We start from the raw sequence: 26427 nt of genomic DNA on the forward strand, positions 1-26427 counted from the left end.
TTTTTGATTCAAATAAAATAGAACAAAAAACTAATGAGAAAAATAATAGCTTTTCTTTTCCTTTTTCAACTTTCTTTCGGACAAGTAAATCCAGAAGAAGTAGAAACTGCGGAAAATGAATTCGAAAATAATTTTTATGAAGCTTTGAAACAAAAAGCCATTGAAAATTATGATAAAGCTATTTTGTCATTAGATAAATGTTTGCAAAAAGAACCCAATAATCCTGAAATTCATTACCAATTAGGTGTTAATTATTTAGCGCAGCAAAATTACGTTCAAGCAGAAATTGCTTTTAAAAAAGCAGTTGAATTAGAACCAAAACAACGTTGGTATTGGAATGGATTGTACGATGTGTATTATCAGTTAAAAGATTTTCATAAATCAATTCCAATTGTGGAAAAACTGGTCACATTTGATGCCAATATGAAAGAAGATTTGGTGTCGTTGTACATGCATACACAACAATTCGATAAAGCCAAAAAAGTTATCGATGATATTGAAAGTACGGGTACATTAACCAAAACAATGGAAATGTATCAAGTACAAATTCAAGCAATGGCAAAAGGAGTAAAGCCTCAAACAAATGATTTATTAGCTGCCATTAAATCAAATCCGAAATTAGAACAAAATTATATCGATTTAATTTACGTTTATTCTACAGCTAACCAAGAAGAAAAAGCCTTTGAAACGGCTTTACAGTTAGAAAAAGAAATTCCAAGTTCGGATATGGCGCATGTGAGTTTAGTGAAGTTTTACATTAATGAAAACAATAGTGCTAAAGCTACAGAATCTTATAAAAGAGTTGCGAAGAGTAGTAAAATTGACTTCAAAATTAAACAAAGAGTTTTAAATGAATATTTAATTTTTGCCACTAAAAATCCACAATTATTAACGGAAATCGATAATACTATTACGTATTTTGATAATAATATTGGAATGGATGTAACGAAAGAAATTGGAAAGTTTTTTTACAATAAAAACAATTTCGAATTGGCTCAAAAATACATTGAGAAGTCGACTACTAATGATGTAGAAACCATCGATTTGTTATTGAATATTTATGATTTCAATAAACAGTTTGATAAAATGGCTAAAAAAGCAGAAGGATTTATCGAATTGTATCCAACTAAAGCCAACTTGTATTATTACGCTGCAAAAGGAAATAATAATTTGAAAAATTATAAAAAGGCAAAAGATTTTTTAGAAATGGGTATCGATTATTTAATTGACGATTCTAGTTTAGAAATTGGATTTTGCAAACAATTTATTATTTGTGCCGACGGATTATCAGATGCCAAATTAAAACAAACGTATCAAAAAAGATTAGAAACACTTTCAAAACAATAATGAAAAAAACACTTATATTTTTATTTGCTGCAATAGCTATGTTGAGCTGTAAAACGAAGAAAAAGGTTGCCGAACAATCTATTTCAAATGAAACTGTTGTAGATAATAAAGCCAAAGAAGTAATTAAAAAGCACTATGAAAATGTATTGAATTTTCAAACGGCTTCTATTCGTACTTCTGCAAGTTATGAAGATGCACATCAATCTATTTCAATTGGTGCTGATATAAGAATTAAAAAAGATGAAATCATTTGGATCAATTTAAAATTTGTTGGAATTCCAATGGCAAAAGCGTTAATTACACCAACTCGAGTAAGTTATTTCGAAAAGAAAAACGGAACTTTTTTTGATGGTGATTATTCTATTTTAACCAAAATGTTAGGAACCGATTTAGACTTTCAAAAAGTTCAAAATTTATTATTAGGTAAACCAATCGATAATTTAACAAAAGAAGAATTTATCGCTGAAGTGGCAGATAATTTATTTCAATTAAAATCGAAAAACACATCCAACACTGAAAAATTATACAGTTTTGAAAGTGCAAACTACTTATTGAAAAAGCAATTCATCAATCAAATTTCTCAAAATAGAAACGTGTTGGTTAACTATCCATCTTATTTCAATCAAGACAATATGTTTTTACCAACTGGCGTTAATATTGTAGCGAATCAAAAAGATCAGGTTAAAATCGACATAGAATATAAAAAAATTACGTTTAATGAAGCATTAACGTATCCTTATTCTATTCCGGATGGTTATACTCCGATAAATATTGATTAATTTCGCAAAAAAATAATTTTCAAGAATGAACAAATTTCTTCTATCTATATTCGTTTTATTAATGACTTTAACAGTTTCTGCTCAAATTGATGAGAAAGAAAAGTTAGAGCAAAGAAAAGAGCAATTACAAAAAGAATTGTCTGAAGCAAAAGCTAAACTTCAAAACGAAAAGAAAAAGGAAAAATCTGTTTTAAAAGAAATTGCTAGTCAAAACGAGCAAATCAAAATCAGTGAAAAAATCATTTCTACAATCGCTAAACAAGCTCGAATTTTAGATGATAATATTTATTTAACGCAATTGGAAATCAATAAGTTGAATAGAGATTTGAAAATCATGAAAGAAGACTATGCTAAAATGATTGTAAAATCATATAAAAGTCGTTCTGAACAAAGTCGAATTATGTTTGTGTTGTCTTCAAATAGTTTCTTGCAAGCTTATAAACGTGTGCAATACATGAAACAATATGCAGGTTATAGAAAACGTCAAGCGGAAGAAATTAAAATAAAACAAGCTCGTTTAGGTGTTGCGGTTAACGAACTGCAAACGAATAAAAAAGAGAAAGAAGTGGTTATCGTGGAGCGAACAAAAATAAAAGCGGAACACGAAAAATTAAAGCAAGAAAAAGAGAAAACAGCCAAACTGATCCAAAAAGATAAGAAAAAAATAGCCGCTGAAATCGCTAAGATGGATAAAGAACGAAAAGCCATCGATAAGAAAATTAAAAAAATGATTGCAGATGCGATTGCTGCTGAAAATAAAAAACAAGCTGCTGCCAAAAAAGCTGCAGCTCAAAAAAATGGAACAACGGTTCCAGTAAAAACAGCGCCAGTTTCTTCAACAAAAATCGAATTAACACCTGAAGGAAAACTTGCTTCAGATAGCTTTAAAGCCAACAAAGGTAAATTACCTTGGCCAGTTGAAAAAGGATATATTTCTATGGGTTATGGAGATCAGCCACATCCCGAATATAATAACCTTGTGGTTCATAATAGTGGAATTGATATCACTACCGATGCTGGTTCTTCTGCTAGAGCTGTTTTTAACGGTGAGGTTTCTGGAGTTCAAGTTTCACAAACAACTAATTCATATACAGTTCTAGTACGTCATGGAGATTTCTTTACAGCGTATAGTAATTTAAGTAGTGTTTCAGTTTCTGTTGGACAAAAAGTTACTACCAAACAAGTTTTAGGGAAAATTAAAACGAATGCAAAAGGTTCTTCAGTATTAAAATTCGTTATCAATCAAAATACTACGGTACTGAATCCAAAAAGTTGGATTGCTCCGAAATAATATAAAAATCAATTATATCTAAACCTTTGTAAGAGCATTACAGAGGTTTTTTGTTTTTGAGAAGTGTCTAAACACTTTGAGAAATATCTGTATTTATGTGTTTTAAAAAAAATTCTAACTTCTAACTTCCAACTTCTAACTTTGTTTTATCTTTGCACAAAATTAGAATATGCCAAAAATAGGAAATATCATTTTACCAGAACATCCATTATTACTTGCACCTATGGAAGATGTGAGCGATCCGCCTTTTCGTAGATTGTGTAAAATGCATGGTGCTGATTTAATGTATTCTGAATTTATCTCTTCAGAAGGATTAATTCGTGATGCCATGAAAAGTAAAATGAAATTGGATATTTTCGATTATGAACGTCCTGTGGGTATTCAAATTTTTGGTGGCGACGAAGAAGCAATGGAAATGTCTGCTAAAATTGTAGATACGGTTCAGCCTGATTTAGTGGACATTAATTTTGGTTGTCCTGTTAAAAAAGTGGTTTGTAAAGGTGCTGGTGCTGGAGTATTGAAAGATGTAGATTTAATGATCCGATTAACCAAAGCAGTTATCAAAGGAACTAGTTTACCAGTTACGGTTAAAACACGTTTAGGTTGGGACGAATCTTCTATAAATATTGATGAAGTTGCTGAACGTTTGCAAGATATCGGCGTGCAAGCATTAACGGTTCATGCAAGAACGCGTGCGCAAATGTATAAAGGACATTCTGATTGGACGCATATTGAACGCATCAAAAATAATCCTCGAATTTCTATGCCAATTTTCGGAAATGGCGATATCGATTCGGCTGAAAAAGCATTAGAATATAAAAATAGATTTGGTTTAGATGGAATGATGATTGGTCGTGCTGCGATTGGTTATCCATGGATTTTTAACGAAATCAAACATTTCTTCAAAACAGGTGAAAAATTAGCACCGCCAACTGTTGCCGATCGAGTAGAAGCCGCTCAAAATCATTTAATCTGGTCGATGGAATGGAAAGGTGAACGCGTTGGTATTGTTGAAATGAGACGTCATTATACCAATTACTTCAAAGGTATTCACGGTTTTAAAGAATACAAACAAAAATTAGTGACTACTGACGGACACAACGAATTATTTGAAATCTTTAATCAAATTCGTGAAGTGTATGCAAATTACGAGCATCAGGTTTAATTATTTGTTTTTCAGATTCTTGTTAGTCTAACAAACATACTGTCATGGATTATTAAATTCATGAAGAATATTTTGCATTGTTCAGTGTGATAAAATTTAGTAACTTTCCATTTTAAAATTCGCAAAATGCAAAATCTTTCTGCCGTAAAAATACTTCATTTAGATACTAATCATACTTTACTTTGGGAACAATTAGAACAAGCTGGTTTTACAAACGAAGCCGATTTTATTTCTACCAAACAAGAAGTAGAAAACAAAATTGAAAACTATCACGGAATTGTTATCCGTAGCCGTTTTAAAATTGATGCTAACTTTATCGATAAAGCCAAAAATTTACAATTTATTGCGCGTGTAGGTGCAGGTTTAGAAAGTATTGATTGCGATTATGCGCTGAGTAAGAATATCAATTTAATTGCTGCTCCTGAAGGAAATCGAAATGCGGTAGGTGAACATGCTTTGGGGATGATTTTGTCGCTTTTTAATAAATTGAATAATGCAGATAAGGAAGTTAAATCCGGACATTGGAATCGTGAAAGTAATCGTGGATCCGAATTAGATGGTAAAACGGTCGGAATTATTGGATATGGTAATATGGGTAAATCTTTTGCCAAAAAATTACGTGGTTTTGAGGTAGAAGTATTGTGTTATGATATCTTACCAAATGTGGGTGATGAAAATGCAAAGCAAGTTTCTTTACATGAATTACAGCAAAAAGCGGATGTATTAAGTTTACATATTCCTTGGACACCTGAAACGGATAAGATGGTAAATGCAGAATTTATCAATCAGTTTGAAAAACCATTTTGGTTTATTAATACTGCAAGAGGAAAAAGTGTTGTCACAGCTGATTTGGTTGCAGCATTACAATCGGGTAAAGTTTTAGGTGCTGGATTAGATGTTTTAGAATATGAAAAATTATCTTTTGAAACTCTTTTTGAAGGTGAAAAACCTAAAGCATTCGAATATTTATTACAAGCTAATAATGTGTTGTTAACACCACATATTGCAGGTTGGACATTCGAAAGCAAAGAAAAGTTAGCACAAGTAATTGTTGATAAAATTTTAAAAATGTATCGAACAACGTAAATTTCTTACAAATCATTTTATATATTTGAAATTGTAACAAAAACAAAAAATATTCAACTAATTACTAAACTAAAAACTAAAACTTTTAAATTATGAATGAAGTTACTAATCAAGAAGAATGGAATAATCCAAAACCAACTATTCCTGTATTTAAAGTAGATCCTGTTATGGTCTTAATTTTCGGAATTTTGACATGTGGATTATATTTAATTTATTGGAATATTAAAGCTGCCGAAGTAATGAATGCAGTTTCAGGTAAAGAAGTTATTTCTTCACCAGTTGCTATTTTAGCAGGTTGTTGTATGCCTATTAATTTATATTATTACTGGGTTGCTGGTAAAGAAGCTTTACCAAAAATTTACCAATTAACAGGTCAGCCACAAAAAGACGAATCTGTTTTGTTAATGGTATTAGGGTTTTTCTTTCCAATGGTATCTGCAATGATTATTCAAGGTGATATTAACAAATTATACAATTAAACCTTTTATAAAAAATAGAATATATGGAATAATCGGTGTGCTCGTTACGCTGATTGTTCCATTTTTTATTGGTCAAAATAACACTGGAAATTTAGATAACGAACAATCTTTTTGCCCGTTTAAAATGCTTACCGGATTTCCTTGTCCGGGTTGCGGAATCACAAAATCATTGGTATATTTCTATGAAGGTGATCTTTCCAGAAGTTTATACCATCATTTATTCGGACCTTTTTTTGTCCTTTTTTGTCTGTTGGTTTTAGGAAAACTTATTGCAGAAATTATTTATCAAAAACCTTTTTTTGATAAAATCTTTTACAGCATGAAACTCGCTTATGTAATGGGAATACTATTAGGAACGTATCATTTAATACGCCTGTTTTTCTATATTAAAGAACACAATATGGATAGTATTTTAAAACAATCCATTTGGCAATAATTACCCTTTGTGTTTTCTTTCTAATTCTGCTTGAAATTCTTCCATTACTGGTTTAACAGTACTTTCCGGAATATCCGAAATTTTAATATACATCAATCCGTCAATGGCGTTGTTAAACATTGGGTCAACGTTAAATGCAACCACACGTGCGTTTTGCTTAATGTATTTTTTTATTAATACTGGTAAACGTAATGTTCCTGGTTCGATTTCATCAATAATTTTATCGAATTTATTCAAATCAGCTTCCGCTTCATTAAATACGAAATCTTTATCAGCATCTTTTAATTGTACTTTATACGCTGTTTTTGGTTTGATGTACTGTGCAATCCAAGGATCGTAATAATGAGATTTCATGAACTCAATCATTAACGATTTTGAAAACTCTGTAAACTGATTACTGATACTTACACCACCAATTAAATACTTGTGTTCTGGATAATGTAAAGTTGTATGAACAATTCCTTTCCAAAGTAAAAACAATGGCATCGGTTTTTGTTGGTATTCTGAAATGATAAAGGCACGGCCCATTTCTATAGACTGACTCATCATGTCATTTAGTTCTGGTTCAAATTTGAATAATTCATTCAAATAAAATCCTTCTAAACCATATTTTGGAAATATCTTAGAACCAAATCCCATTCTATATGCACCTGCAATCATTTGTGCGTCATCATCCCATAAAAACATATGGTGATAATATTGATCGTATTTGTCTAAATCAATCGCTTCATTCGTTCCTTCACCAACTTCTCTAAATGTAATTTCACGTAAACGTCCAATTTCATGTAAAATATTTGGAATTTTTTCAGCGGTTACTAAAAAGACTCTATAGTTTTTACTTTGTAATAACTGGTAATCGCCTTCTTTTAGAAAATTAATTTCTTCTAAAATCTGATCATGATTAGCCGGTTTTACAATTTGTTTTGGCGGTTTAGTTGAAGTGAATTTAGGAAAAGCCAATTGTGGTTTTTCTGGTTCAAAAGAATTAGAAAGCATGTAGGTTTTCTTTCTTAAGAATTCACCAAATTCTGGAATACTTTCGTGTTCATTTAATTCGCTAACCGGAATTGGTTTTCCAATACGAACTTTAATTACTCTATTTTTCTGTGTTAATAATTCGCTAGGTAATTTAGCTGTACGAAGAGTGTCGTTTAACTTTGATAGAGTGTAAAATAATTTACTGTTTTGAGCGTGAAAATATATTGGAACAACCGGAACTTTTGCTTTTTTAATGATTTTTAAAGCGCCTTCTTCCCAAGGTTTGTCAACAATTAATTTCCCATCTTTATAGGTCGAAACTTCACCAGCTGGGAAAATACCTAATGGTTTTCCATCGCTTAAATGACGTAATGTTTCTTTAATTCCAATAACACTAGATTTAGCATCTTTATGATTTTCAAACGGATTAACCGGCATAATGTACGGCTTCATCGGTTCGATGCGGTGCAATAAAAAGTTGGCAATTATTTTGAAATTTGGTTCACGTTCCAACATTAATTTCAATAATAAAATACCATCAATTCCTCCTAATGGATGATTTGAAATAGTTATGTAAGCACCATCTTTAGGTAAACGTTTTAAATCTTCTTCAGGGATTTCAAATTTAATTTGAAACTCATCTAAAATCGCATTTAAAAACTCAACGTCACTTAAGTGTTTATTTCTATTGTAGATTTTATTCAATGTAGAGATTTTAAGTACTTTCATGAGTAACCACCCAGAAAAAGTTCCTAAAAAACCGTATTTGTCCGTATTTATTGCTTTGGCTACTTCTTTTGCAGTAACTAATCCCATTTATCTATGTTTTGAGCAAGTAACAAAGATAACAATTCTTATTAATTTTTGGTTATGAAAATGTAACAATCACAAATAATTATTGATTTATGTAATTTATATTTTTGATATTGAATTATTTATAAAATAGTGGATTTTATAGCAGTTTTTATAAAAAAGTTTTTCTATTTTTGAGAAATTAGAATGAAAATGGAATGAAGATTATTTCTTATAACGTTAACGGAATTAGAGCGGCAATTACAAAAGGTTTTATTGAATGGTTACAAAGTGCCAGTCCTGATGTAATCTGTTTGCAAGAAATTAAAGCCACTGAAGATCAAATACCAGTTGAAGATCTTAAAGCAGCGGGTTATCCGTATCAATATTATTATCCAGCACAAAAAAAAGGATATAGTGGTGTAGCCGTTTTGTGTAAAAACAAACCGAATAATGTGGTGTTCGGAACTGGAATTGAATCTATGGATTCTGAAGGTAGAAATTTGCGTGTAGATTTCGATCATATTTCTGTAATGAGTATGTATTTACCTTCGGGAACCAATAATGATAGATTGGGTTACAAATTCAATTACATGGATGAAATTCAGGATTATATTGTGAATTTACGAAGAGAATTACCTCATTTAGTTGTCTGTGGAGATTATAATATTTGTCATGAAGCTATCGACATTCACAATCCAAAAGGAAATGAAAAAACCTCTGGATTTTTACCTGAAGAACGTGCTTGGCTAGACGGATTTATGAAAACAGGAATGATTGATTCTTTCCGTCATTTGAATAAAGAACCGCATAATTATAGTTGGTGGAGTTATCGTGCTAATGCCAGAAATAATAACAAAGGTTGGAGAATCGATTATTGTTTAGTTGCCGAACCTTTAAAAGATAATATTAAAAGAGCTTTAATTTTACCAGAAGCCAAACATTCAGACCATTGTCCGGTTTATGTGGAAATGGAATTTTAACTAATAAAATACAACCAAAAACTAAAAATAAACGTCTATTATAAAAACGAAAATTATGATAAGAAAAGTAGGATTAGCAGTAGTAGTATTAGCCATGACAACTTCATGTGTTTCTAAAAAAATCTACCAAGACTTAGAAAATAAATTTGCCGATTTAAAGAAAGAAAGAAATGCGTTGGCAGATGAAAATGATGTATTGAAAACAGAAAACGGAACGTTAAAAACCGATTTAGATAAATACAAATCTGAAGCAGAAAAATTAAAAGCTGAAAGAGATAAATTAGCTGCTGATTATGCGGCTACAAAAAAGAGTTTAGACAATTTAAAAACAGCTTATGCGGCTCTTGAAAAAGATAGTAATGATGCTTTAGATGCTAATATTGCGAAAAACCGTCAGTTATTGGCTGAGTTAGAAGCAAAGCAAAAAGAAATGGCTGCTGAGCAAGACAAATTAAACAAACTAAAAGCTGATTTATTAAAATCTTCTACTCGATTAGCGGAATTAGAAAAAATCATGGCTGATAAAGAAGCAGCTTTGAAAAAATTAAGAGAAACTTTATCTAAATCGTTAAAAGCATTCGAAGGAAAAGGTTTAACAGTTACTGAAAAGGATGGAAAAGTTTATGTTTCTATGGAAAATAAATTATTATTCAATTCTGGAAGTTATGCCGTAAACGAAGAAGGTAAAAAAGCAGTTGATTTAGTAGGTAAAGTTTTAGGTGATAATCCAGATTTATCAGTTTTAATTGAAGGACACACGGATAATGATAAGATCATGGGAACTTTAGCAGGTGGAATTGAAAACAACTGGGATTTATCAACAAAACGTGCTACTGCCATTGTAAATATCTTAACAGCGAATCCGAAAGTAAACAAAGCTAATTTAACGGCTGCAGGTAGAAGTGAATTTGCGCCATTATTAAGCAATGATACCGCAGAAGGGAAAGCTAAAAACAGAAGAATTGAAATTATTTTAACACCAAAATTAGACGAATTGTCTAAGTTGTTAAACGAAATTTAATATTCAAATTATAACGAATCAAACCTAACAATTTTTAGTTGTTAGGTTTTTTTAATTCATGTAATTATGACTAATCTAAATACTTTATTAGTTCAGCTAGAAAACCATATTCCTAATATAGAAAAAACCAATTCAAAAATTTCAAACAGTACCATTGGTTGGCAAATAGACCATTGTTTGATGGTAATAAATGGAGTTATTGGTCAGTTAGCAAAATCAAATCCTGCAGATTTTAAACCAAAATGGGGTTTTTATAAATGGTTAATTTTTACTACGGGATCTATTCCAAGAGGAAAAGTAAGAGCGCCAAAAGTTGTTACACCAGTTGAAATTGCTTCAGCAGAAGATTTAAAATCGAAACTCGAGTTTACTAAAAACAACCTTAAGCAATTCAATGAATTACAGGCAACGTCTTTTTTTAATCATCCAATTTTTGGAAATTTGAATGTGAAGCAATCTGAAAAATTTTTAGCGATTCATACCCAACATCATTTGAAAATTATTGAAGATATTTTGAAATAATTTATGTTATAATAAAAAAAGCTCCAAATGGAGCTTTTTTTATTTAGTGTTTTTCATAACCATATCAACTGTAATTGCACACGATACAATAACTATTTTGTTTGTGTCTTCAGCATGTTCAGGAACAATAGAAACACGGTATTTGTCTGCTCTTGTAAAAAATTCTTTAACAACACCACCCCATTTTTTATTAATTGTACCAATTGAATTACCATTTTGATTTTCAATTTTAAAGTCCCAAGCTTTCCAATCACCTGTAATTTTAGCAATTACTTCTTCTTTAGCATTAATAATAATAAAAGTAGGCTTGAACAATTTAAATTTTTGTTTTATAGTTCCAATTAAGACTTGATTAGCATCATAAACGGTAATTTTACTCATCCAAAATGTCCAACCTCTTTTGATAGTCACTTGTAAATCGTTATCTATGTTGTGAACTTCTAATGTAAAAGGAAACATAGCTTTGTTTAAAAATAAACGTAAAAATTTATGCCAACCTGATACTTTTTGTTGTATAGTTCCAACTTGTTCTGTTTCTTCATTGTATACTTTGTAAGTATTACCAAATTTAAAATAATTCACATTTTCATCGATGAAATATTCATTGCTTTCAAAAAATTTGGGAATCATTAAGTTTTCTTGTTCCATAATATGTTTTTAATTTATGCGAAAATACCTATATTTTATTTTAGGAAGATTTTTTAAACAGTTTTTTTCTGAAAATTATTGATTGTATCTTCGTAAAAATTTTTAAAATGAAATACACAACACTTCCAAATACCAATCTAAAAGTTAGTAAAGCTTGTTTAGGAACCATGACCTTCGGAAATCAAAACACCGAAGCCGAAGCTCATTCTCAATTAGATTTCGCAATAGAACGCGGTATTAATTTTATTGATACTGCCGAAATGTATCCAATTGGTGGTAACGAACATATTTTTGGAAGTACGGAACGTTTTATAGGAACTTGGTTAGCGAAAAACAAGCATAAACGTGATGATTTAGTTGTTGCCACAAAAATTGCTGGTCCAAATCGTGGGATGAGTTACATCCGTCAGCCGTTAGATTTTTCCAAAAAAAGCATCACAGAAGCAGTTGAATTAAGTTTGAAAAACCTACAAACTGATTATATCGATTTGTATCAAACGCATTGGCCAGAACGTGTAATGAATATGTTTCAGAAAAGAGGTTTGGAGAAAATCGATACGAATTGGCAAGAAAATGTTTTTGAAGTTTTAACCGTTTTTGATGGTTTAATTAAAGAAGGAAAAATTAAACATATCGGACTTTCGAATGAAAATCCGTGGGGTGTGATGAAATTTTTAAATGAAAGTGAAAAGCATAATTTACCTCGAATTGCAACTATTCAGAATCCATTTTCGTTATTAAATCGTTTGTACGAAGTTGGACTTTCAGAAATTGGAATGCGTGAAAATGTAGGATTGTTAGCGTATTCTCCATTAGGTTTCGGATTTTTAACGGGTAAATATTTAAACGGTTATCCTGAAAATTCAAGAATGAAATTGTTTCCACATTTTGTGCGATATACAAATGAAAATTGTTTTAAAGCCACAAAATTATACCAAGAGTTGGCCCATAGTTTAGGTTTAACCATTACAGAAATGGCTATTGCTTTTGTAAATCATCAAGATTTTGTTTCATCGACTTTAATTGGTGCCACAACCATCGATCAATTAGAAGAAAATATCAATGCTTTTGATGTGATGCTTACAGATGAGGTTTTACAAGAGATTAATAAAATTCAGGAATTAATTCCGAATCCAGCGCCGTAATTTAGTGGTCAGTAAAAGTACCACAACAAATGCAACGTTTGTTACTCTTTTTAAAGTTTTGAGAGACTAAATTCTGTTTTTTTGCCACGAATTCTCGAATATTCATTTAGTAAATTCTATTTAGAATTTTAATTCGAATTATTCATCGATATAATCGATTTTAATTTTTTTCAAATTATTTAATTCGAGAATTCGTGGCTTAATAAGTAATTAAAACAATTCAATATTCCTTATTCCACCACCAATTTATACTGCGAAATTTCATTATTATCATTTGTAATAGAAACAATGTAAAATCCTGGAACAAGCTGACTAATGTCAATTTTGTTTTGATTTATTTTTTCAGTTGTTTGTTGTAAAACAAGTTTTCCGTTTACATCATACATTTTAATTTCTGTTGGATAATTGTTGGCTGATTTTTCAACAAAAAGTATATTTTTTCCTGGATTTGGATAAATAGAAAATCTATTTTTTTCGAAACTTTCATTACTTAAAGAAGTATCTGTAATTTTATAAATGGTTCCGCTAGTAATATCAGAAATGTATAATTCACCATTTAAATCTTCTCCAAAACTCACGAAATTTCCAGAAAAAGTACTGCTAAAAGTAGTTACACCAGTTAAAGTAGTCATTCCGATTTTTCCTAAACAATAATCGGAAAATAAATACTTACCCACTAAATTTGGATAGGTTGAACCACGATACACATAACCACCTGTTATAGAACAAGCGCCTGAACTATGATTTATTTCCACTAATGGGAAAGTAGTTCCGGTAATAGTAGCGCAATTTCCTGTATTGTTGTAAACAGCATTGGCTTCAAAACAACGCCAACCATAATTTACTCCAGCTAAAGTCGGACTCACTTTATTAATTTCTTCCCAAACACCCTGACCTACATCGGCAATCCATAAATCGCCATTCAATTTGTCAAATGAAAATTTCCATGGATTTCTTAGTCCAATTGCCCAAATTTCATCATTTCCTGCTATACCAACATACGGATTTGTAGGCGGATTGATGTAAAAAGGTGCTATGGTTGAGTTGACATCAATACGCAACAATTTTCCTAAATTATCATTAATGTTTTGTGCTCTGTTGCCTGGATCGCCAGCACTTCCGCCATCACCCATAGCAATATATAAATAACCATCTGGACCGAATTTTAAACAACCGCCATTATGGTTGCTAAATGGTTGCGTAATGGTCATTAAAATAGTTCCAGTTGTATTGGCAATATCTGGATTGGCAGAAACGGAATAACGTGCAATAACGGTATTACCTGAAGTGTTGGTATAATTCACAAAAAAATATCCGTTAGAACTATAATTCGGGTGAAAAGCCAAACCGAGTAAACCTCGTTCGCCGCCTGTACTAATTATAGTTGAAAGATTTAAAAAGGGTGTTGCGTTAACAGTTCCGTTTGAATTTACTATTTTAATTCTTCCGGTTTGTTCCACCACAAAAAAACGAGAGTCGCCAGCATGTGTAATTTCCACAGGTGAGGAAAATCCTGTAGCAAATGATTGTAAAGAAATGGTTTGACACCATGTGAAATTAAAAATACAAAGCAATAATAGTGAAAAAGTAGTTTTCATAGTTAAGAATTTTTAATTTATGTAAATATAGAAAAAAATCTTACAACTTTCAATAAACTGCATGTAATCAGATTATTATAATTTAATATGAATCGCTTGCAATGATTCATTTCCAATAACACTTGCTTTGTGTCCGTGAATTTCATTATTGAAAATAATATGTTCTGGTAGATTATCTTGAGCAATAAAACAGTTGCCAGCAGTAAAAATTTTGAATTCGCCGTTTTGCAATTCGATTTTTAAACTTCCTTTTTGAATAATAATAAAAGTCGCATCTCCCGCTACATGAAAATCGGTTTCGTAACCCACATCACTTCTTCGAATTCTGAAATTTTTGGAGCCAATTTGCTCTGTTAAAAACATTCCACCACGTTGTTGTACTGAAAAATCTAATTCTGAAAAAATGGAAATTCCGTTTTCGTTTGTCGTAATGGTTGGTATAATAAAAGGTTGATTCATAATTTTAATTTCAATCAAAAGTAATAAAAAACCCAACAGGTTTTAGAAGCCTGTTAGGTGTGGTTAAGTTATTTTATTACTAAATTTAGAATCGCTATTATGATAGCGTACAAATTATAATTTAGTTTTCTATTTTAAATATTTCAGTTCCTTTTATCCAAAATATATCAGATTTTAAAAACTTAACTCTTGTTTTAATTATTTGATCTGTTTTGTTTTTAGGAGACTTTATAATAAATCTTGCATTGGAATTAGTAAAATTCAATGTGTATTTTTTATCTAAGTCATTTTGTTCATCACAAATGAATGTAATTAAATTGTCTTTCATAGTCCATTTCCCTTTACCATAGATGTTTTTTTCTGTTGGTATTTCAAATTTAACGTTTGAATAATATTGGAAAAAAAATGTTCCATTTTCGTTTAAAGTTAATTTCCATTCTGTTAAATTACCATCTTTAGTAGTAATGGAAAATTGGTAATCGCCAATAGCTTTATCTACTTGAGAGAATAATGTTAAATTGAATATTAAGATTAAAATTGTTAAAATCGTTTTCATAGGTTTGGTTTTAATATATAATTTCTATTGGCTTTTTTATATTTTATGATTTCTCACAAATCGTTACTAAAAATTAATCTATAAATTTCCAATCACTTTATCTTTTGGATATTTTACTTTGTAACTAATTCTATATTTCTTAGTTTCATTTGGTTTCAGTTTGATTTCCCAAGTTAAAACACCTGTTTCTTCATTGGCTTTTGCACCATCTTTATCCAATAATTCTACTGTCATTTCTTTATCTGTACTTAACGGATATTGATCTTTTAACAACATATTAATTTCTTCTTTTTTGTTGTTTCGAACAATAATATCATAAGTGAACGTTTGTTCTTTGTAAGATGACAAGAATTTAGTCCCCGATTTATCCACCACTTTTTCACGTTTAATGGAGATTTTTTTATCTCTACCCATACTTAAGTTCAACGTATCTTGCGTTTGGTTCGGATTAATTACTGTTTTACCCACATACATCCCTTCGAAAATAATATTGGCTTCACCAGGTAATAAATTATACTTACTATAATCTTTTAATTCGGCTAATAAAAAGGCTTCTTTTTCTACTTTCGGAACCGCATAATATTTATACGTTGCTGGTAATTTTAAATCTTTTAAGGCTACACTGTGCGCTTTTCCGTTTGATAAAATGTCATACGGAATGTCGATGTCGAATGATACGTTTAGTTGACCTTCTACAATTTCTGTATAGTTTGAAATACCGATTTGTTCTTTTTTAGTAACAGATCTATAGCCTAGTGCTTCAACATCTTCCATTGATTGAATTACATTTGATGCAGGTGCATTATTATAAACTTTATAATTCGCAGGATATCCATATCTCAAGAACCAAGCTTGTAATAACGGCGCTACATTATTTTGATTTGGATTTCCGCTTGAAAGTGTCAGTTTCACTTTTTTCCAATCGATTCCTGTGCTTTGCGTGACTTTAGCTTTATACATTAAGTTAATTGGAGTGTTGATGTTTTCCGCACGTAAATCGTAAAATGGTTGCCATGAAGCAGCATTAGTAATATAGGAAATATCTAAATTAACATTACCGGCAATTTCATTCATAACTTGTAAAATTAATTTTCCTTTAGACGCTTTTTCTTCTTTTTCGGTATTGATTTCTAACTTTTTGTTTAAAAAATCAATCTTCTTTTGCATGTCTGCTTCTTTGTCGGAAAGTAAATTCATAGTGTTATTTAACTGCGTTCTTTTGCTATTATAATAATCTACTAATTTCATTAATTCAGCAACACTCAATCCCGAATTTTGTCCAGCCACTTGTTGGTTTTTGTCTAATAATTCAATGGTTTTAGAATGAGAAATACGATCGTTATAAATTTTTAATTTTTCCTTTTGTAGGAATTGAATACTATCGCGAACTCGTTTAATAGACGGATTGTTTTCGTCAATTTCGAATTCTGAAATATAATTCTGCGTAAATTGAACCGACATAACCGTTAAGTTATTGGGTGCGCCAATTTGTACCGTACTTTCGTTTAAATAATCAGCTACATTTTTAATTACGATTTCACTCGTTCCAACAGGTAAATTAACAGAGGTAGATTGCGTTAATTCGGCTCCAGAAAAATATACTGTTGCAGCTTTAGTTTTGGCTGATGTGAAAATTGGTTTTTGTGCAAATGAAATTGCTGTTACCAATAAGGTTATGGATAATATTAGTTTTTTCATGTGTTTGTCATTACGAGGTGCGAAGTAATCTATTACCTCTAGGTTATTTTTACTTTTTATCAACAGTATAATTTTTAGATTTTGCTAATTCGATAATAGATGTACTAATGGCATTTCCTAAATCGTCTTGTTTGTTTTGTTTTTTAGCTTCTGCATCAATAAAATCTTGACGTTTTTTAGCTAATTCTGCAATTTCTTTTTGAATGGTTTCTCTTTCTTTTGTTTTCTCGGCTACAAATTTTTTAATTTCTTCTGCAGATTTACCTTTTAATTCTGAAGGCAATTCTTCCGCTTTAATTTTTGAAAGTGCATCTTTATCTTCTTTTACACGGTCTATTAAATCCCAATCATCATTTCTATAAATGGCACTCGATTTACTAACAGCTCTTTCTGTAGAATTGGCTGCTGAAATACTTTCTGCATTTTTATCTTGAACCATTTGATTCATTTTTTTAGTTTCACCTTTAACACCATATCCTACATAAGTTGTATTGATTTGGATATTTAATTCATTAATTTTAGTATCGTAAGGAGTTAAGATATATTGAATCGTTTGGTTACTATTGATGTTGAAATATTTTCCAGTTGCAGTATCTGCGCCGTCTTTCCATAATAATTTTATACCTTCATTTTGATCACCACAAAAAATAGTATTAACATAAATATTATTTTTTAAAGCAGTTCCTATCGCATCTTTATAATTAATTCCACCTTGATTGAAAGCTTCGTTTCCAGCGATATAAACTAATTTCATATTGTTTTTGCCATCATCCCATTTTAATTCTTTAGTAGCGTCACTAATTACAGCGCCACAATATTCTGAACCGCCATTTGTTCTTAACGAGAATAATTTTTCAGAAATTAAATCTAAATCAGTGGTAAGGGCAGTTACTTGACGGATGTAATTTTTTTCTGCAGATAAACCATCGTTACCATATTCGTATAAGGCAATTTCAATTGTAGGTGTTTTGCCCGAATATTTCAACGTGGTAAGCGTGTTAACGATATTCCATAAACGCGATTTGGCTTGTTCAATTAAACCATCCATACTGTTTGAAGTATCCAATAATAAGGCAACTTGAATTTTAGTGTTTTCTTCAACGATTGGTTTTTTGTCTAATTTGGCAATTAATTGATTAGGTTCAATTTCATTTACTTTATTACAGCTCAACATACTCATTGAGGTGAATATAAGTCCGAATGTGAAAATTACTTTTTTCATGATTATTTAATTTTTTAGCAAAGTAGAATTGGAAACTTTACTGGTTAGAATCTCAAAAATTTTAAGCGCTTAAAGCTGCTCTAATTATAGAGATTACTATTTTCATGAAAAGGTTGGGAAAGAAATAAATTATTTTTCTAATTTATTTATAAGTAGTTCAATTTCAGACTTTTGAATAGCGTATTTTTTTTGTAATTCGCCATCTTTTTCCATTCGATTATAATATTCTAACGCTTTTTTTGCGAAAAAGATTCTATGAAAAGTAGAAGCATGTGGAACTTTTGGAAAAGTTTTGTGAAAACACATTTCATAATAAGCTTGCCATTCACGTTCTTCTCGGGCTTGAATACTATATAATTTTGATTTTTGAATGACGTGCATCATTTCATGAGCTAATAAATTTATTATCAACTCAAATTGATATTCAAAAACATTTTCAGGAATTCTAATGTAAATAGGATCACCGATTTCTCCTTCTGCAGTAAATAAAATATAATCGGGTTTGGCAGGTTCTCTTAAAACTATTCCCGCAAAATTGGGTTGATTCAGTTCAAATTCATCAATTAAGAATAAAGCAGCTTCTTCCGTTTGACCTAATTCATGGTAGGTTTGAAGTAATTGTACTATTTCTGCTTTTTTCTTCATTTTTACCCAAATAATTGTTCTACTAAATCTTCAATTTTACTTAATAGTCGGACTTCAATTTTATAGTTTTTGCGATCTATTTTATTATGTTTAGAAATAAAAATGGTTGAAAAACCTAATTTTTCCGCTTCGTGAATACGTTGTTCCACTTTATTTACGGGACGAATTTCTCCGGTTAAACCAACTTCTCCGGCAAAACAAAAATCTTTATCGATTGTAATGTCTTCGTTAGACGATAAGATGGCGGCAACTACAGCTAAATCGATGGCAGGATCATCAACATTTATTCCGCCAGTAATATTTAAAAAAACATCTTTGGCTCCTAATCGAAAACCAGCACGTTTTTCTAAAACTGCTAAAATCATGTTTAATCTTTTCAGATTATAACCTGTGGTACTTCGTTGAGGTGTTCCGTAAACTGCAGTAGAAACTAATGCTTGGATTTCTATCATTAACGGGCGCATTCCTTCAATTGTAGTAGCAATAGCAGTTCCGGATAAATAATTGTCTTTATTCGAAATTAAAATTTCCGAAGGATTAGAAACTTCACGTAATCCGTTGCCTAACATTTCGTAAATTCCTAATTCGGCAGTAGAACCAAATCGGTTTTTTAAGGAACGCAAAATTCGATACACATGATTTCGGTCGCCTTCAAATTGTAGAACCGTATCAACCATGTGTTCTAATATTTTCGGACCAGCAATAGTTCCATCTTTAGTAATGTGTCCAATTAAAATAACCGGAACATTGGTTTCTTTTGCGAATTTGATAAGTTCAGCCGTACATTCTCTAATTTGAGAAATACTTCCAGCTGACGATTCAATATAATCCGTTTGTAACGTTTGAATAGAGTCGATAATTACAACTTCCGGTTCAATTTCTTCAATTTGTCGGAAAATGTTTTGCGTTTTGGTTTCCGTTAAAATAAAACAATTATCGGTTTGTCCGGTAATTCTTTCGGCACGCATTTTAATTTGTTTCTGACTTTCTTCGCCCGAAACATACAACGTTTTATAAGGTAATTTTAACGAAATTTGAAGTAATAAGGTGCTTTTTCCAATACCAGGTTCTCCACCTAAAAGTGTTAAAGAACCAGGGACTAATCCGCCTCCTAAAACTCTGTTTAATTCTCCATCAGTTGTATTCATACGAATTTCTTCTGATGTTGAAATTTCATTTATTTTTAATGGCTTAGCAGCTTTTTTAGTTTCCGATGATGAAGTTCTCCAAGCTTGTTTTTCTTCTTTCTGAATAATTTCTTCAACGATAGTATTCCATTGTTTACAAGAAGTACATTGTCCTAACCATTTGGCATAGTTAGTGCCGCAACTTTGACAATAGAAAGAAGTTTTAAGTTTAGCCATTGCTATTTATTTTGATTTTATTCGTCTTTTTTAGGTTCTTCTGTTGGAGTTTCTGCAGGAGTTTCAGCTGGTACTTCTTCAACTTTAGGTTCGTCTTTTTTACCTTTCAAAGCTTCAGCTCTGTCTAATAAATAATCTTTAGTTAAATCGCCAATTGGTTCTTGAGTGTACGCACGCATATATTCTTTTGCAGCTCTTTTGTAATCTCCAGTTTTTTCAAAATACATTCCGCGTTGGTATGTACCTAACATAGTTTTTGGATATTGTTTGTCTGAATAATCAGCTAATAACTGAAATTCATCATAGGCTTTGTTTTTTAGAATTGCTGCTTCAATAGCTTTGAAATCAGACATTCTTGGCTGCATTTTTATTCCGATTTTCTTCTCAATATAATCATATTTATCGATTAGATATTGAGCATATCCACTATCCAATTTTAGAATTTTTTCGTTAAATTCTAATTTTGAAATTGGTTGATAACCATTAAAAATAAAGTAGAAAGCACTTGGAATTGCTTCAGCCACAAGTGAATAATGAGAAGTATTTTTAAATACATCGTATCTGTAAATTACATTCGGATTTTTGATGTCTTTAGCTACGTCATCTAATTTTTTTGTTTTTTCTTGAATTTCTTCTAAATCACCTGTAGAAGTTGCATGATAATAAAAAATAGGTTTTTGAATTTTTCCTAAACGTTCAGCAATTCTATCTTCCATAGCTGGAGCCATTTCTGGAGCAAGAGAAATAAAAGCGTTAAAAATTGGATCGTCTTTGTATAAATAAAAGTTTAAAAATCCTGCAGTTGTATCATGACCAGCAATCATTCTAAATGGAATGGTTCTGTATTTTTGTTGTACATATGGTAATAATTCAAAACCAATGAATTCAAAAAATTTAGCACCAGATTCTGCAGGCAAACCATCTTCTTCACTATAGTTACTGTCGTTAAAACGTGTTTCGCCATAATTTTGATCAATAGCAACAATAATCATTTCTGGCAAATCATCCCAGTAGTTACCGTATCTTAAAATTCCAGAAAAAGGATCTGCTAAATATTCGCCATCTAATAAAACTAAAACTGGATATTTTTTAGTAGGATTACTTTCGTATGAAGCAGGAGTAATTATCGAAAAATTACGTTCTTCATTTAGTTTTTTAGACTGAATTTTTTCTGCTATTTTTTGTGAAAAAACAGAAACAGAAACCATTAAAAATAGTAGGACAGCTTTAATCTTCATGATAAAATGATTTAGTAAATAGAGTAGCAATATACTAAATTATTTCTTATTTAAGATAGGTAAAAATAAATATGATAATAAGCCTAAAACGATCGTAAGAATAGTTTGAGAAGTCCAAACTAACCAACCAAATGCAGTACCAATATCGTTAGAAATTCCATATATGCTGTAAATCATAGCGATAGATAATGGGTAAGCTCCTAATCCACCATTGGTAAAGCCAACCGCTAAACTTCCAAAGATAAATCCCATGATAACGATATCGAAACTAATGTTTGCTGTTTCTGGTAAGGCGAAAATAGTAACATAGAACATTAGTAAATACGTAAACCAAATGAAAAACGAAAAGAAGATATACTTCCACTTGTCTTTCATTTTAAGGATACTCGTCATACCTTCAATTAAACCAGATAACTTATTTTTTAGTTTTTTAATGATGTTCCATTCCGCATAAATCCATATTAAAAGGAAAATTACACCTAGAATTACACCTATAACACCAAATAAAATTATTTTATCAAAGGCAATTTTTGCTTTAATAAAGTTATATAATTTGTCAAATTGAAGAATAAAAGCTAATCCGACAAATAAAAAGAAGATCAGTAAATCTACAATTCGTTCGGCTACGATGGTCCCAAAACCTTTGTCGAATGGAACGTTGTCGTATTTTTTTAATAGAGCTGCTCGAGTTATTTCTCCAGATCTTGGAATAGTTAAATTCATAAAATAAGAGATACAAACCGTCATGATATCATTTTTCAAATTGGTTTGATATCCCAAATGATTTAACGAATATTTCCAACGATATGCTCGTCCCCAATAACCAAAAAGAGCGATTACTAAAGATAAATAAATATAAAAATAATCAGCTTGTTCAAAACAAGATTTTATTTTAAGTAATTCTTCTTTTGAAAGTGTAGTGTATTGATAATAAATTAGTCCGAAACCTAATAGTAACGGAATAAAAATAGAAGCGATTTTTCCAAACCTCTCTTTCAAAACTAAGTTAAAGAGTTATCTTTTTCGTTAGGGAAAACCAAACAAGGTTTAAAAGTTTTAGCTTCTTCAAAATCAATGATTCCATAAGCTATAATAATGATGATGTCACCACGATGTACTTTTCTTGCTGCAGGTCCATTTAATGTGATTTCGCCAGTATTTCTTGGTCCTTTAATGGCGTAAGTTTCTAATCGTTCACCATTGTTAATGTTAACAATAGCAACTTTTTCACCTTCTACAATGTTGGCAGCTTCCATTAAAGCTTCGTCAATTGTAATACTGCCGATATAATTTAAATCGGCTCCAGTTACAGAAACTCTGTGTATTTTAGATTTTACTACTTGTATTTGCATGATGCAAAGTTAATTAATTCGACTAAATTTTATAATTTATTTTAACGAAATATTATCAATTAATCTTACGTTTTCTATAAATACAGCTATGAAGCCTCTGTATTTTTTATTGTTTACTTTTCTTTTGCAGGTTAACAACGTGTCTTCGTCTGCAATTTCAAAATACTCTAAATTAAAATTTGGGTACTTTTTAAATTCTTTTTCGACGAATTGAGTCACTTTATTAGCAGATAAGTTTTTAAATTTTGTTTTTGCTTCTAAAAGAATTTTATAAATTATTTTGGCTTCATTTCTGGCTTCAGAAGAAAGTCTTTCGTTTCTGCTACTCATGGCTAAACCATTGGTTTCACGATGAATTGGGCATCCAATAATAGTAACTGGGATTTTGTATTTTGAAACTAATTTTTTTACAATTTGAAGTTGTTGAAAATCTTTTTCGCCAAAATATGCATTGGTTGGGTTGGTGATTTCAAATAATTTTTTCACGATTGTTCCTACACCATCAAAATGACCGGGACGGTGTTTGCCTTCCATTTGATTTTCCAAACCATCGTAATTAAATTTTGTAGAAATAGTATTGCCTTCGTATATATCTTCTACACTTGGAGCATAAATAATGATGTTTTTATTTAATTGCTCTACAAGTTTTACATCATTTTCTAATGTTCTAGGATATTTTTTTAAATCTTCTGGATTGTTAAATTGTGTTGGATTTACAAAAATACTCAAAATTGTAATTTTATTTTCTTTTAAAGATTGCTCCATTAAAGACAAGTGTCCTTTATGAAGAGCGCCCATAGTAGGAACAAACCCAATGCTTAAGCGTTGGTTGTCAATGTTTTTTAAATGTAATTGTAGCTCTTTTTGAGTGTAAAATATTGGCATAAATCAATAATATGAAATGCAAACTTACTATTTTAGTAGATAAGTCCATAAAATTTTATAATTTTGCATATTAAACAAAAATAACAATATATTTTTATGACCGACAAGAGGATATTGTATGTATCATCTGAAGTAGTGCCTTATTTAGCTGAAAATGAAGTGTCATTACAATCTTATGAGTTGCCTAAAATGATTAATGAAGTGGGAGGGCAAATAAGAATTTTTATGCCAAGATATGGAAATATCAATGAGAGAAGACATCAATTACATGAAGTAATTAGATTGTCTGGTATGAACTTGGTAGTTAATGATATGGATATGCCTTTAATTATTAAAGTTGCTTCAATTCCAAAAGAAAGAATCCAAGTTTATTTTATTGATAACGATGAATATTTTAAAAGAAAAGCAACTTTTTCTGATGAAGATGGAGTGATGTATCCAGATAATGATGAAAGAGCTATTTTCTTTGCTAAAGGAGTTGTTGAAACAGTAAAAAAATTAAATTGGGTGCCAGATGTTATTCACGTTCATGGTTGGATGGCTTCATTGTTACCAGTATATTTAAAACATTATTACAAAGATGAAGGTATTTTTGAAGACACAAAAATTATTACTTCAATTTATAGTAATGAATTTGAGGGTACGTTAGATACTGAAATGAAAAGCAAATTAGCATTTGATGAATTACCTGAAGAATCAATTGCGGTTTATCAAGAGCCAAAATTTGAAAATTTAATGAAGGCAACAATTGATCATTCTGACGCAGTGATTATTGCCTCAAATGAAATATCAGCAGATTTAACAAAATATATAGAAACTTCCAAAAAACCTTTTTTACCTTTCACGCCAAAAGAAAGCTTCAAAGAAGTGTATTTAGAGTTTATTAAAAATAAGGTTTTATAAAAAAATAATGAGAAAAAGTATAGCAATTATCTCTTTGTTGTTTTCAATGGTTTTTATTTCTTGTGATCAAGATTATAATACTGTTGGGGCAGATTTAGTAGGAGATGAACATTTTGACTTCGACAAATATGAAGTGGATATCAAAGCATATTCACAAGCAACACAAGAAGTGCAAACCAATAATTTACTAGTTAATCCATTAGGGTTTTATAAAAATCCATATTTCGGAGATACTAAAGCAAATTTTGTTACTAATGTTTCATTAAATAATTTCCAACCTAAATTTGGAACAAATGTGCAAATTGAAAATGTAACATTGTATATTCCTTATTTTAGTACTGTAGATGAAACAAATGATGATGGATCAAAAACATATACTTTAGATTCAATTTATGGAGCTAATCCAGAAAGTAAAATGAAGTTAAGTGTTTATGAAAACGGTTATTATTTAAGTCAATTCGATGCAAACGACCAAAGTCTAGATTCTAGATATTACAATGATATGGATGGGTTAATTGATGCCCAAAAAAGAGGAAATGATGGAAGCGGTAATTCTGTTGCTAATGGTACACGTTTAAATGATAGTTCAGATCCAGCAGAAAATGACCAGTTTTATTTTAATAAAGCAGAAATTAAAATTTACAAAACAAAATTTAATACTGTTTCTGGTCAAATAGAATATTTAGATGAAAATGATAATGTTACTACTGATCCAACTAAATATGTAGTTAAAGAACGTTTGGCGCCTGGAATTTATTTAAATCTAAACAAGCAGTTTTTCAAGAAGAGAATTCTTGATGCTTCTAACTCTGATTTATACAATCACAATACTTTTAGACAATACTTTAAAGGTTTGTATTTTCAAATGGAGCAAGTGGCAGGTCAAGATGGAGCGATGGCCATGTTGAACTTTAATAATGCCAAGTTAAATATTAATTATAGTTCTGTTAATGATGGAGCACAGGCTGGTACAGCAGCAACATCAAAAACAATGTTGTTGTCTTTGGGTTCTGCTACTGGCGGTTCTACAGTTTCATTACAAGATTATTCTTATAGTAGTGCTTATAGTACAGGATTAGCAAATTCTGCAAATGTTTTTGGGAATGTTGATTTTGGACAAAACGAAAGATTGTATTTAAAAGGAGGTAAAGGTTCTGTAGTTTATGTTGATGTATTTGGTGATGATAAAGATAATCCTGATACGGATACTGATAATGATGATGGAATTGAAGACGATGTGACAGATGAAAGTTATCATAATGGTATTCCTGATGAATTAGATTTATTAAGAAAAAAAGGCTGGTTAATTAATGATGCTTATTTAGAGTTCTATATTGATAATTCATCAACTGTAATGGGTGGTGCAAATCAAGAATATGCAGAAAGAATATATTTGTATGATGCTACAAATAATAAAGCTATTTTTGATTATACTTTCGATACAAGTACAAGTTTAAGTGCTAAAAATAACAAATATGTTTATGGTGGAATTTTGCAAAGAGATAATGATGCCACTAGTTCAACTTATAAAAAAGGAATAAAATATAAAATTAGAATTACACAACATATTAATAATATATTGAATAGTTCTAATGTAAATATCAATAAAAACGTAAAATTAGGATTGTGTGTAACGGAAAGTGTTGCAATTACTTCTAATAAATATTTTAAAAACCCATTAACTTTTGGGCCTGGGGCAGAAGATGATATTAAACAATTACCTGTTTCTTCAATTATGGCTCAACAAGGAACTGTATTACATGGTACACATAGTACAGATCCAGAAAAAAAATTAAAATTAGTAATTCATTATACTAAACCAAACTAAACTTTTT

General features: G+C 30.5%; 26 protein-coding genes. 13 read left to right on the top strand and 13 right to left on the bottom strand.

The annotated features are described in order from the left end of the window. Positions 1 to 33: 33 nt before the first annotated feature. The 7 genes from BMY86_RS04340 (at position 34) to BMY86_RS04370 (ending at position 6583) form a co-directional block, all read left to right on the top strand. On the top strand, positions 34 to 1347 hold the full coding sequence (locus BMY86_RS04340; protein WP_091465719.1) for a tetratricopeptide repeat protein: 1314 nt from the start codon (positions 34 to 36) through the stop codon (positions 1345 to 1347). Beyond that, complete coding sequence (locus BMY86_RS04345) at positions 1347 to 2126, top strand: lipoprotein insertase outer membrane protein LolB1 (protein ID WP_091465721.1); 780 nt, start codon at positions 1347 to 1349, stop codon at positions 2124 to 2126. Before BMY86_RS04340 ends, BMY86_RS04345 begins: the two co-directional genes overlap by 1 nt. Positions 2127 to 2151: 25 nt before the next feature. Then, a complete protein-coding gene (locus BMY86_RS04350; RefSeq protein ID WP_091465724.1) occupies positions 2152 to 3417 on the top strand; it encodes a murein hydrolase activator EnvC family protein in 1266 nt (421 codons plus the stop codon). Positions 3418 to 3586: 169 nt separating this feature from the next. Continuing rightward, positions 3587 to 4582, top strand: a complete 996-nt coding sequence (dusB, locus tag BMY86_RS04355; protein ID WP_091465726.1) for a tRNA dihydrouridine synthase DusB — start codon at positions 3587 to 3589, stop codon at positions 4580 to 4582. 126 nt (positions 4583 to 4708) lie between these two features. Further along, complete coding sequence (locus BMY86_RS04360) at positions 4709 to 5668, top strand: 2-hydroxyacid dehydrogenase (protein WP_091465728.1); 960 nt, start codon at positions 4709 to 4711, stop codon at positions 5666 to 5668. Between the two features lie 92 nt (positions 5669 to 5760). Then, positions 5761 to 6147, top strand: coding sequence for a DUF4234 domain-containing protein (locus BMY86_RS04365; RefSeq protein ID WP_091465731.1), 387 nt, complete (start codon positions 5761 to 5763; stop codon positions 6145 to 6147). Between the two features lie 37 nt (positions 6148 to 6184). Then, positions 6185 to 6583, top strand: a complete 399-nt coding sequence (locus BMY86_RS04370; protein ID WP_245745603.1) for a DUF2752 domain-containing protein — start codon at positions 6185 to 6187, stop codon at positions 6581 to 6583. On the opposite strand, the gene BMY86_RS04375 is transcribed toward BMY86_RS04370, so the two are convergent. Then, complete coding sequence (locus BMY86_RS04375; protein ID WP_091465733.1) at positions 6584 to 8377, bottom strand: GNAT family N-acyltransferase; 1794 nt, start codon at positions 8375 to 8377, stop codon at positions 6584 to 6586. A 194-nt stretch (positions 8378 to 8571) separates the two neighbouring features. Here BMY86_RS04375 and BMY86_RS04380 point away from each other — a divergent pair, with 194 nt between their 5' ends. The 3 genes from BMY86_RS04380 (at position 8572) to BMY86_RS04390 (ending at position 10879) form a co-directional block, all read left to right on the top strand. Then, entirely contained in the window at positions 8572 to 9336 is a 765-nt protein-coding gene (locus BMY86_RS04380) for an exodeoxyribonuclease III (RefSeq protein WP_091465735.1), read from the top strand. Between the two features lie 55 nt (positions 9337 to 9391). Then, positions 9392 to 10357, top strand: coding sequence for an OmpA family protein (locus BMY86_RS04385; RefSeq protein ID WP_091465738.1), 966 nt, complete (start codon positions 9392 to 9394; stop codon positions 10355 to 10357). 66 nt (positions 10358 to 10423) lie between these two features. Next, positions 10424 to 10879, top strand: a complete 456-nt coding sequence (locus tag BMY86_RS04390; RefSeq protein ID WP_091465740.1) for a DUF1569 domain-containing protein — start codon at positions 10424 to 10426, stop codon at positions 10877 to 10879. A gap of 39 nt (positions 10880 to 10918) precedes the next feature. Here the strand turns inward: BMY86_RS04390 and BMY86_RS04395 are convergent, their stop codons facing one another. Further along, positions 10919 to 11527, bottom strand: a complete 609-nt coding sequence (locus BMY86_RS04395) for an LURP-one-related/scramblase family protein (protein WP_091465743.1) — start codon at positions 11525 to 11527, stop codon at positions 10919 to 10921. Positions 11528 to 11634: 107 nt separating this feature from the next. On the opposite strand from BMY86_RS04395, the gene BMY86_RS04400 reads away from it, so the two are divergent. Continuing rightward, a complete protein-coding gene (locus BMY86_RS04400) occupies positions 11635 to 12672 on the top strand; it encodes an aldo/keto reductase (RefSeq protein ID WP_091465746.1) in 1038 nt (345 codons plus the stop codon). 230 nt (positions 12673 to 12902) lie between these two features. Here BMY86_RS04400 and BMY86_RS04405 read toward each other — a convergent pair whose 3' ends face one another. The 11 genes from BMY86_RS04405 to panC form a co-directional block, all read right to left on the bottom strand. Then, positions 12903 to 14270, bottom strand: coding sequence for a PQQ-dependent sugar dehydrogenase (locus BMY86_RS04405; RefSeq protein WP_091465749.1), 1368 nt, complete (start codon positions 14268 to 14270; stop codon positions 12903 to 12905). 75 nt (positions 14271 to 14345) lie between these two features. Beyond that, entirely contained in the window at positions 14346 to 14729 is a 384-nt protein-coding gene (locus BMY86_RS04410) for a hypothetical protein (RefSeq protein WP_091465752.1), read from the bottom strand. Positions 14730 to 14850: 121 nt separating this feature from the next. Continuing rightward, positions 14851 to 15285 carry a hypothetical protein gene (locus BMY86_RS04415; RefSeq protein WP_091465754.1) on the bottom strand — a complete coding sequence of 145 codons (435 nt, stop codon included), beginning with the start codon at positions 15283 to 15285 and terminating at the stop codon, positions 14851 to 14853. A 78-nt stretch (positions 15286 to 15363) separates the two neighbouring features. Further along, the gene (locus BMY86_RS04420; protein ID WP_091465757.1) at positions 15364 to 16983 is read right to left on the bottom strand and encodes a DUF4139 domain-containing protein; all 1620 of its coding nucleotides are present in this window, start codon (positions 16981 to 16983) and stop codon (positions 15364 to 15366) included. Between the two features lie 49 nt (positions 16984 to 17032). Then, positions 17033 to 18205, bottom strand: a complete 1173-nt coding sequence (locus BMY86_RS13025; RefSeq protein WP_091465760.1) for a VWA domain-containing protein — start codon at positions 18203 to 18205, stop codon at positions 17033 to 17035. Positions 18206 to 18334: 129 nt separating this feature from the next. Further along, positions 18335 to 18850 (bottom strand): hypothetical protein, encoded by a 516-nt coding sequence (locus BMY86_RS04430; RefSeq protein ID WP_091465763.1) that lies wholly within the window; start codon positions 18848 to 18850, stop codon positions 18335 to 18337. Between the two features lie 2 nt (positions 18851 to 18852). Then, positions 18853 to 20214, bottom strand: coding sequence for a DNA repair protein RadA (gene radA, locus BMY86_RS04435; protein ID WP_091465766.1), 1362 nt, complete (start codon positions 20212 to 20214; stop codon positions 18853 to 18855). A 17-nt stretch (positions 20215 to 20231) separates the two neighbouring features. After that, on the bottom strand, positions 20232 to 21452 hold the full coding sequence (locus BMY86_RS04440; protein ID WP_091465769.1) for an alpha/beta hydrolase: 1221 nt from the start codon (positions 21450 to 21452) through the stop codon (positions 20232 to 20234). A gap of 39 nt (positions 21453 to 21491) precedes the next feature. Beyond that, positions 21492 to 22451, bottom strand: coding sequence for a lysylphosphatidylglycerol synthase transmembrane domain-containing protein (locus BMY86_RS04445; protein WP_091465771.1), 960 nt, complete (start codon positions 22449 to 22451; stop codon positions 21492 to 21494). 2 nt (positions 22452 to 22453) lie between these two features. Further along, the gene (panD, locus tag BMY86_RS04450) at positions 22454 to 22804 is read right to left on the bottom strand and encodes an aspartate 1-decarboxylase (protein ID WP_091465774.1); all 351 of its coding nucleotides are present in this window, start codon (positions 22802 to 22804) and stop codon (positions 22454 to 22456) included. Between the two features lie 36 nt (positions 22805 to 22840). Next, a complete protein-coding gene (gene panC / locus BMY86_RS04455) occupies positions 22841 to 23689 on the bottom strand; it encodes a pantoate--beta-alanine ligase (protein ID WP_091465776.1) in 849 nt (282 codons plus the stop codon). 96 nt (positions 23690 to 23785) lie between these two features. On the opposite strand from panC, the gene BMY86_RS04460 reads away from it, so the two are divergent. Both BMY86_RS04460 and BMY86_RS04465 read left to right on the top strand, forming a co-directional pair. After that, the gene (locus BMY86_RS04460) at positions 23786 to 24592 is read left to right on the top strand and encodes a glycogen/starch synthase (RefSeq protein ID WP_091465779.1); all 807 of its coding nucleotides are present in this window, start codon (positions 23786 to 23788) and stop codon (positions 24590 to 24592) included. Between the two features lie 7 nt (positions 24593 to 24599). After that, the gene (locus BMY86_RS04465; protein ID WP_091465781.1) at positions 24600 to 26420 is read left to right on the top strand and encodes a BamH family beta-barrel-assembly machinery protein; all 1821 of its coding nucleotides are present in this window, start codon (positions 24600 to 24602) and stop codon (positions 26418 to 26420) included. The last annotated feature ends 7 nt before the right edge of the window (positions 26421 to 26427 follow it).

This window comes from Flavobacterium urocaniciphilum (assembly GCF_900110615.1).
GTDB lineage: Bacteria > Bacteroidota > Bacteroidia > Flavobacteriales > Flavobacteriaceae > Flavobacterium > Flavobacterium urocaniciphilum.

Excerpts from the sequence above, each read along its gene's own strand:
- BMY86_RS04340 (WP_091465719.1), top strand. The coding sequence starts at position 34 with ATGAGAAAAATAATAGCTTTTCTTTTCCTTTTTCAACTTTCTTTCGGA.
- BMY86_RS04345 (WP_091465721.1), top strand. The coding sequence starts at position 1,347 with ATGAAAAAAACACTTATATTTTTATTTGCTGCAATAGCTATGTTGAGC.
- BMY86_RS04350 (WP_091465724.1), top strand. The coding sequence starts at position 2,152 with ATGAACAAATTTCTTCTATCTATATTCGTTTTATTAATGACTTTAACA.
- dusB (WP_091465726.1), top strand. The coding sequence starts at position 3,587 with ATGCCAAAAATAGGAAATATCATTTTACCAGAACATCCATTATTACTT.
- BMY86_RS04360 (WP_091465728.1), top strand. The coding sequence starts at position 4,709 with ATGCAAAATCTTTCTGCCGTAAAAATACTTCATTTAGATACTAATCAT.
- BMY86_RS04365 (WP_091465731.1), top strand. The coding sequence starts at position 5,761 with ATGAATGAAGTTACTAATCAAGAAGAATGGAATAATCCAAAACCAACT.
- BMY86_RS04375 (WP_091465733.1), bottom strand. The coding sequence starts at position 8,377 with ATGGGATTAGTTACTGCAAAAGAAGTAGCCAAAGCAATAAATACGGAC.
- BMY86_RS04380 (WP_091465735.1), top strand. The coding sequence starts at position 8,572 with ATGAAGATTATTTCTTATAACGTTAACGGAATTAGAGCGGCAATTACA.
- BMY86_RS04385 (WP_091465738.1), top strand. The coding sequence starts at position 9,392 with ATGATAAGAAAAGTAGGATTAGCAGTAGTAGTATTAGCCATGACAACT.
- BMY86_RS04390 (WP_091465740.1), top strand. The coding sequence starts at position 10,424 with ATGACTAATCTAAATACTTTATTAGTTCAGCTAGAAAACCATATTCCT.
- BMY86_RS04395 (WP_091465743.1), bottom strand. The coding sequence starts at position 11,527 with ATGGAACAAGAAAACTTAATGATTCCCAAATTTTTTGAAAGCAATGAA.
- BMY86_RS04400 (WP_091465746.1), top strand. The coding sequence starts at position 11,635 with ATGAAATACACAACACTTCCAAATACCAATCTAAAAGTTAGTAAAGCT.
- BMY86_RS04405 (WP_091465749.1), bottom strand. The coding sequence starts at position 14,270 with ATGAAAACTACTTTTTCACTATTATTGCTTTGTATTTTTAATTTCACA.
- BMY86_RS04410 (WP_091465752.1), bottom strand. The coding sequence starts at position 14,729 with ATGAATCAACCTTTTATTATACCAACCATTACGACAAACGAAAACGGA.
- BMY86_RS04415 (WP_091465754.1), bottom strand. The coding sequence starts at position 15,285 with ATGAAAACGATTTTAACAATTTTAATCTTAATATTCAATTTAACATTA.
- BMY86_RS04420 (WP_091465757.1), bottom strand. The coding sequence starts at position 16,983 with ATGAAAAAACTAATATTATCCATAACCTTATTGGTAACAGCAATTTCA.
- BMY86_RS13025 (WP_091465760.1), bottom strand. The coding sequence starts at position 18,205 with ATGAAAAAAGTAATTTTCACATTCGGACTTATATTCACCTCAATGAGT.
- BMY86_RS04430 (WP_091465763.1), bottom strand. The coding sequence starts at position 18,850 with ATGAAGAAAAAAGCAGAAATAGTACAATTACTTCAAACCTACCATGAA.
- radA (WP_091465766.1), bottom strand. The coding sequence starts at position 20,214 with ATGGCTAAACTTAAAACTTCTTTCTATTGTCAAAGTTGCGGCACTAAC.
- BMY86_RS04440 (WP_091465769.1), bottom strand. The coding sequence starts at position 21,452 with ATGAAGATTAAAGCTGTCCTACTATTTTTAATGGTTTCTGTTTCTGTT.
- panD (WP_091465774.1), bottom strand. The coding sequence starts at position 22,804 with ATGCAAATACAAGTAGTAAAATCTAAAATACACAGAGTTTCTGTAACT.
- panC (WP_091465776.1), bottom strand. The coding sequence starts at position 23,689 with ATGCCAATATTTTACACTCAAAAAGAGCTACAATTACATTTAAAAAAC.
- BMY86_RS04460 (WP_091465779.1), top strand. The coding sequence starts at position 23,786 with ATGACCGACAAGAGGATATTGTATGTATCATCTGAAGTAGTGCCTTAT.
- BMY86_RS04465 (WP_091465781.1), top strand. The coding sequence starts at position 24,600 with ATGAGAAAAAGTATAGCAATTATCTCTTTGTTGTTTTCAATGGTTTTT.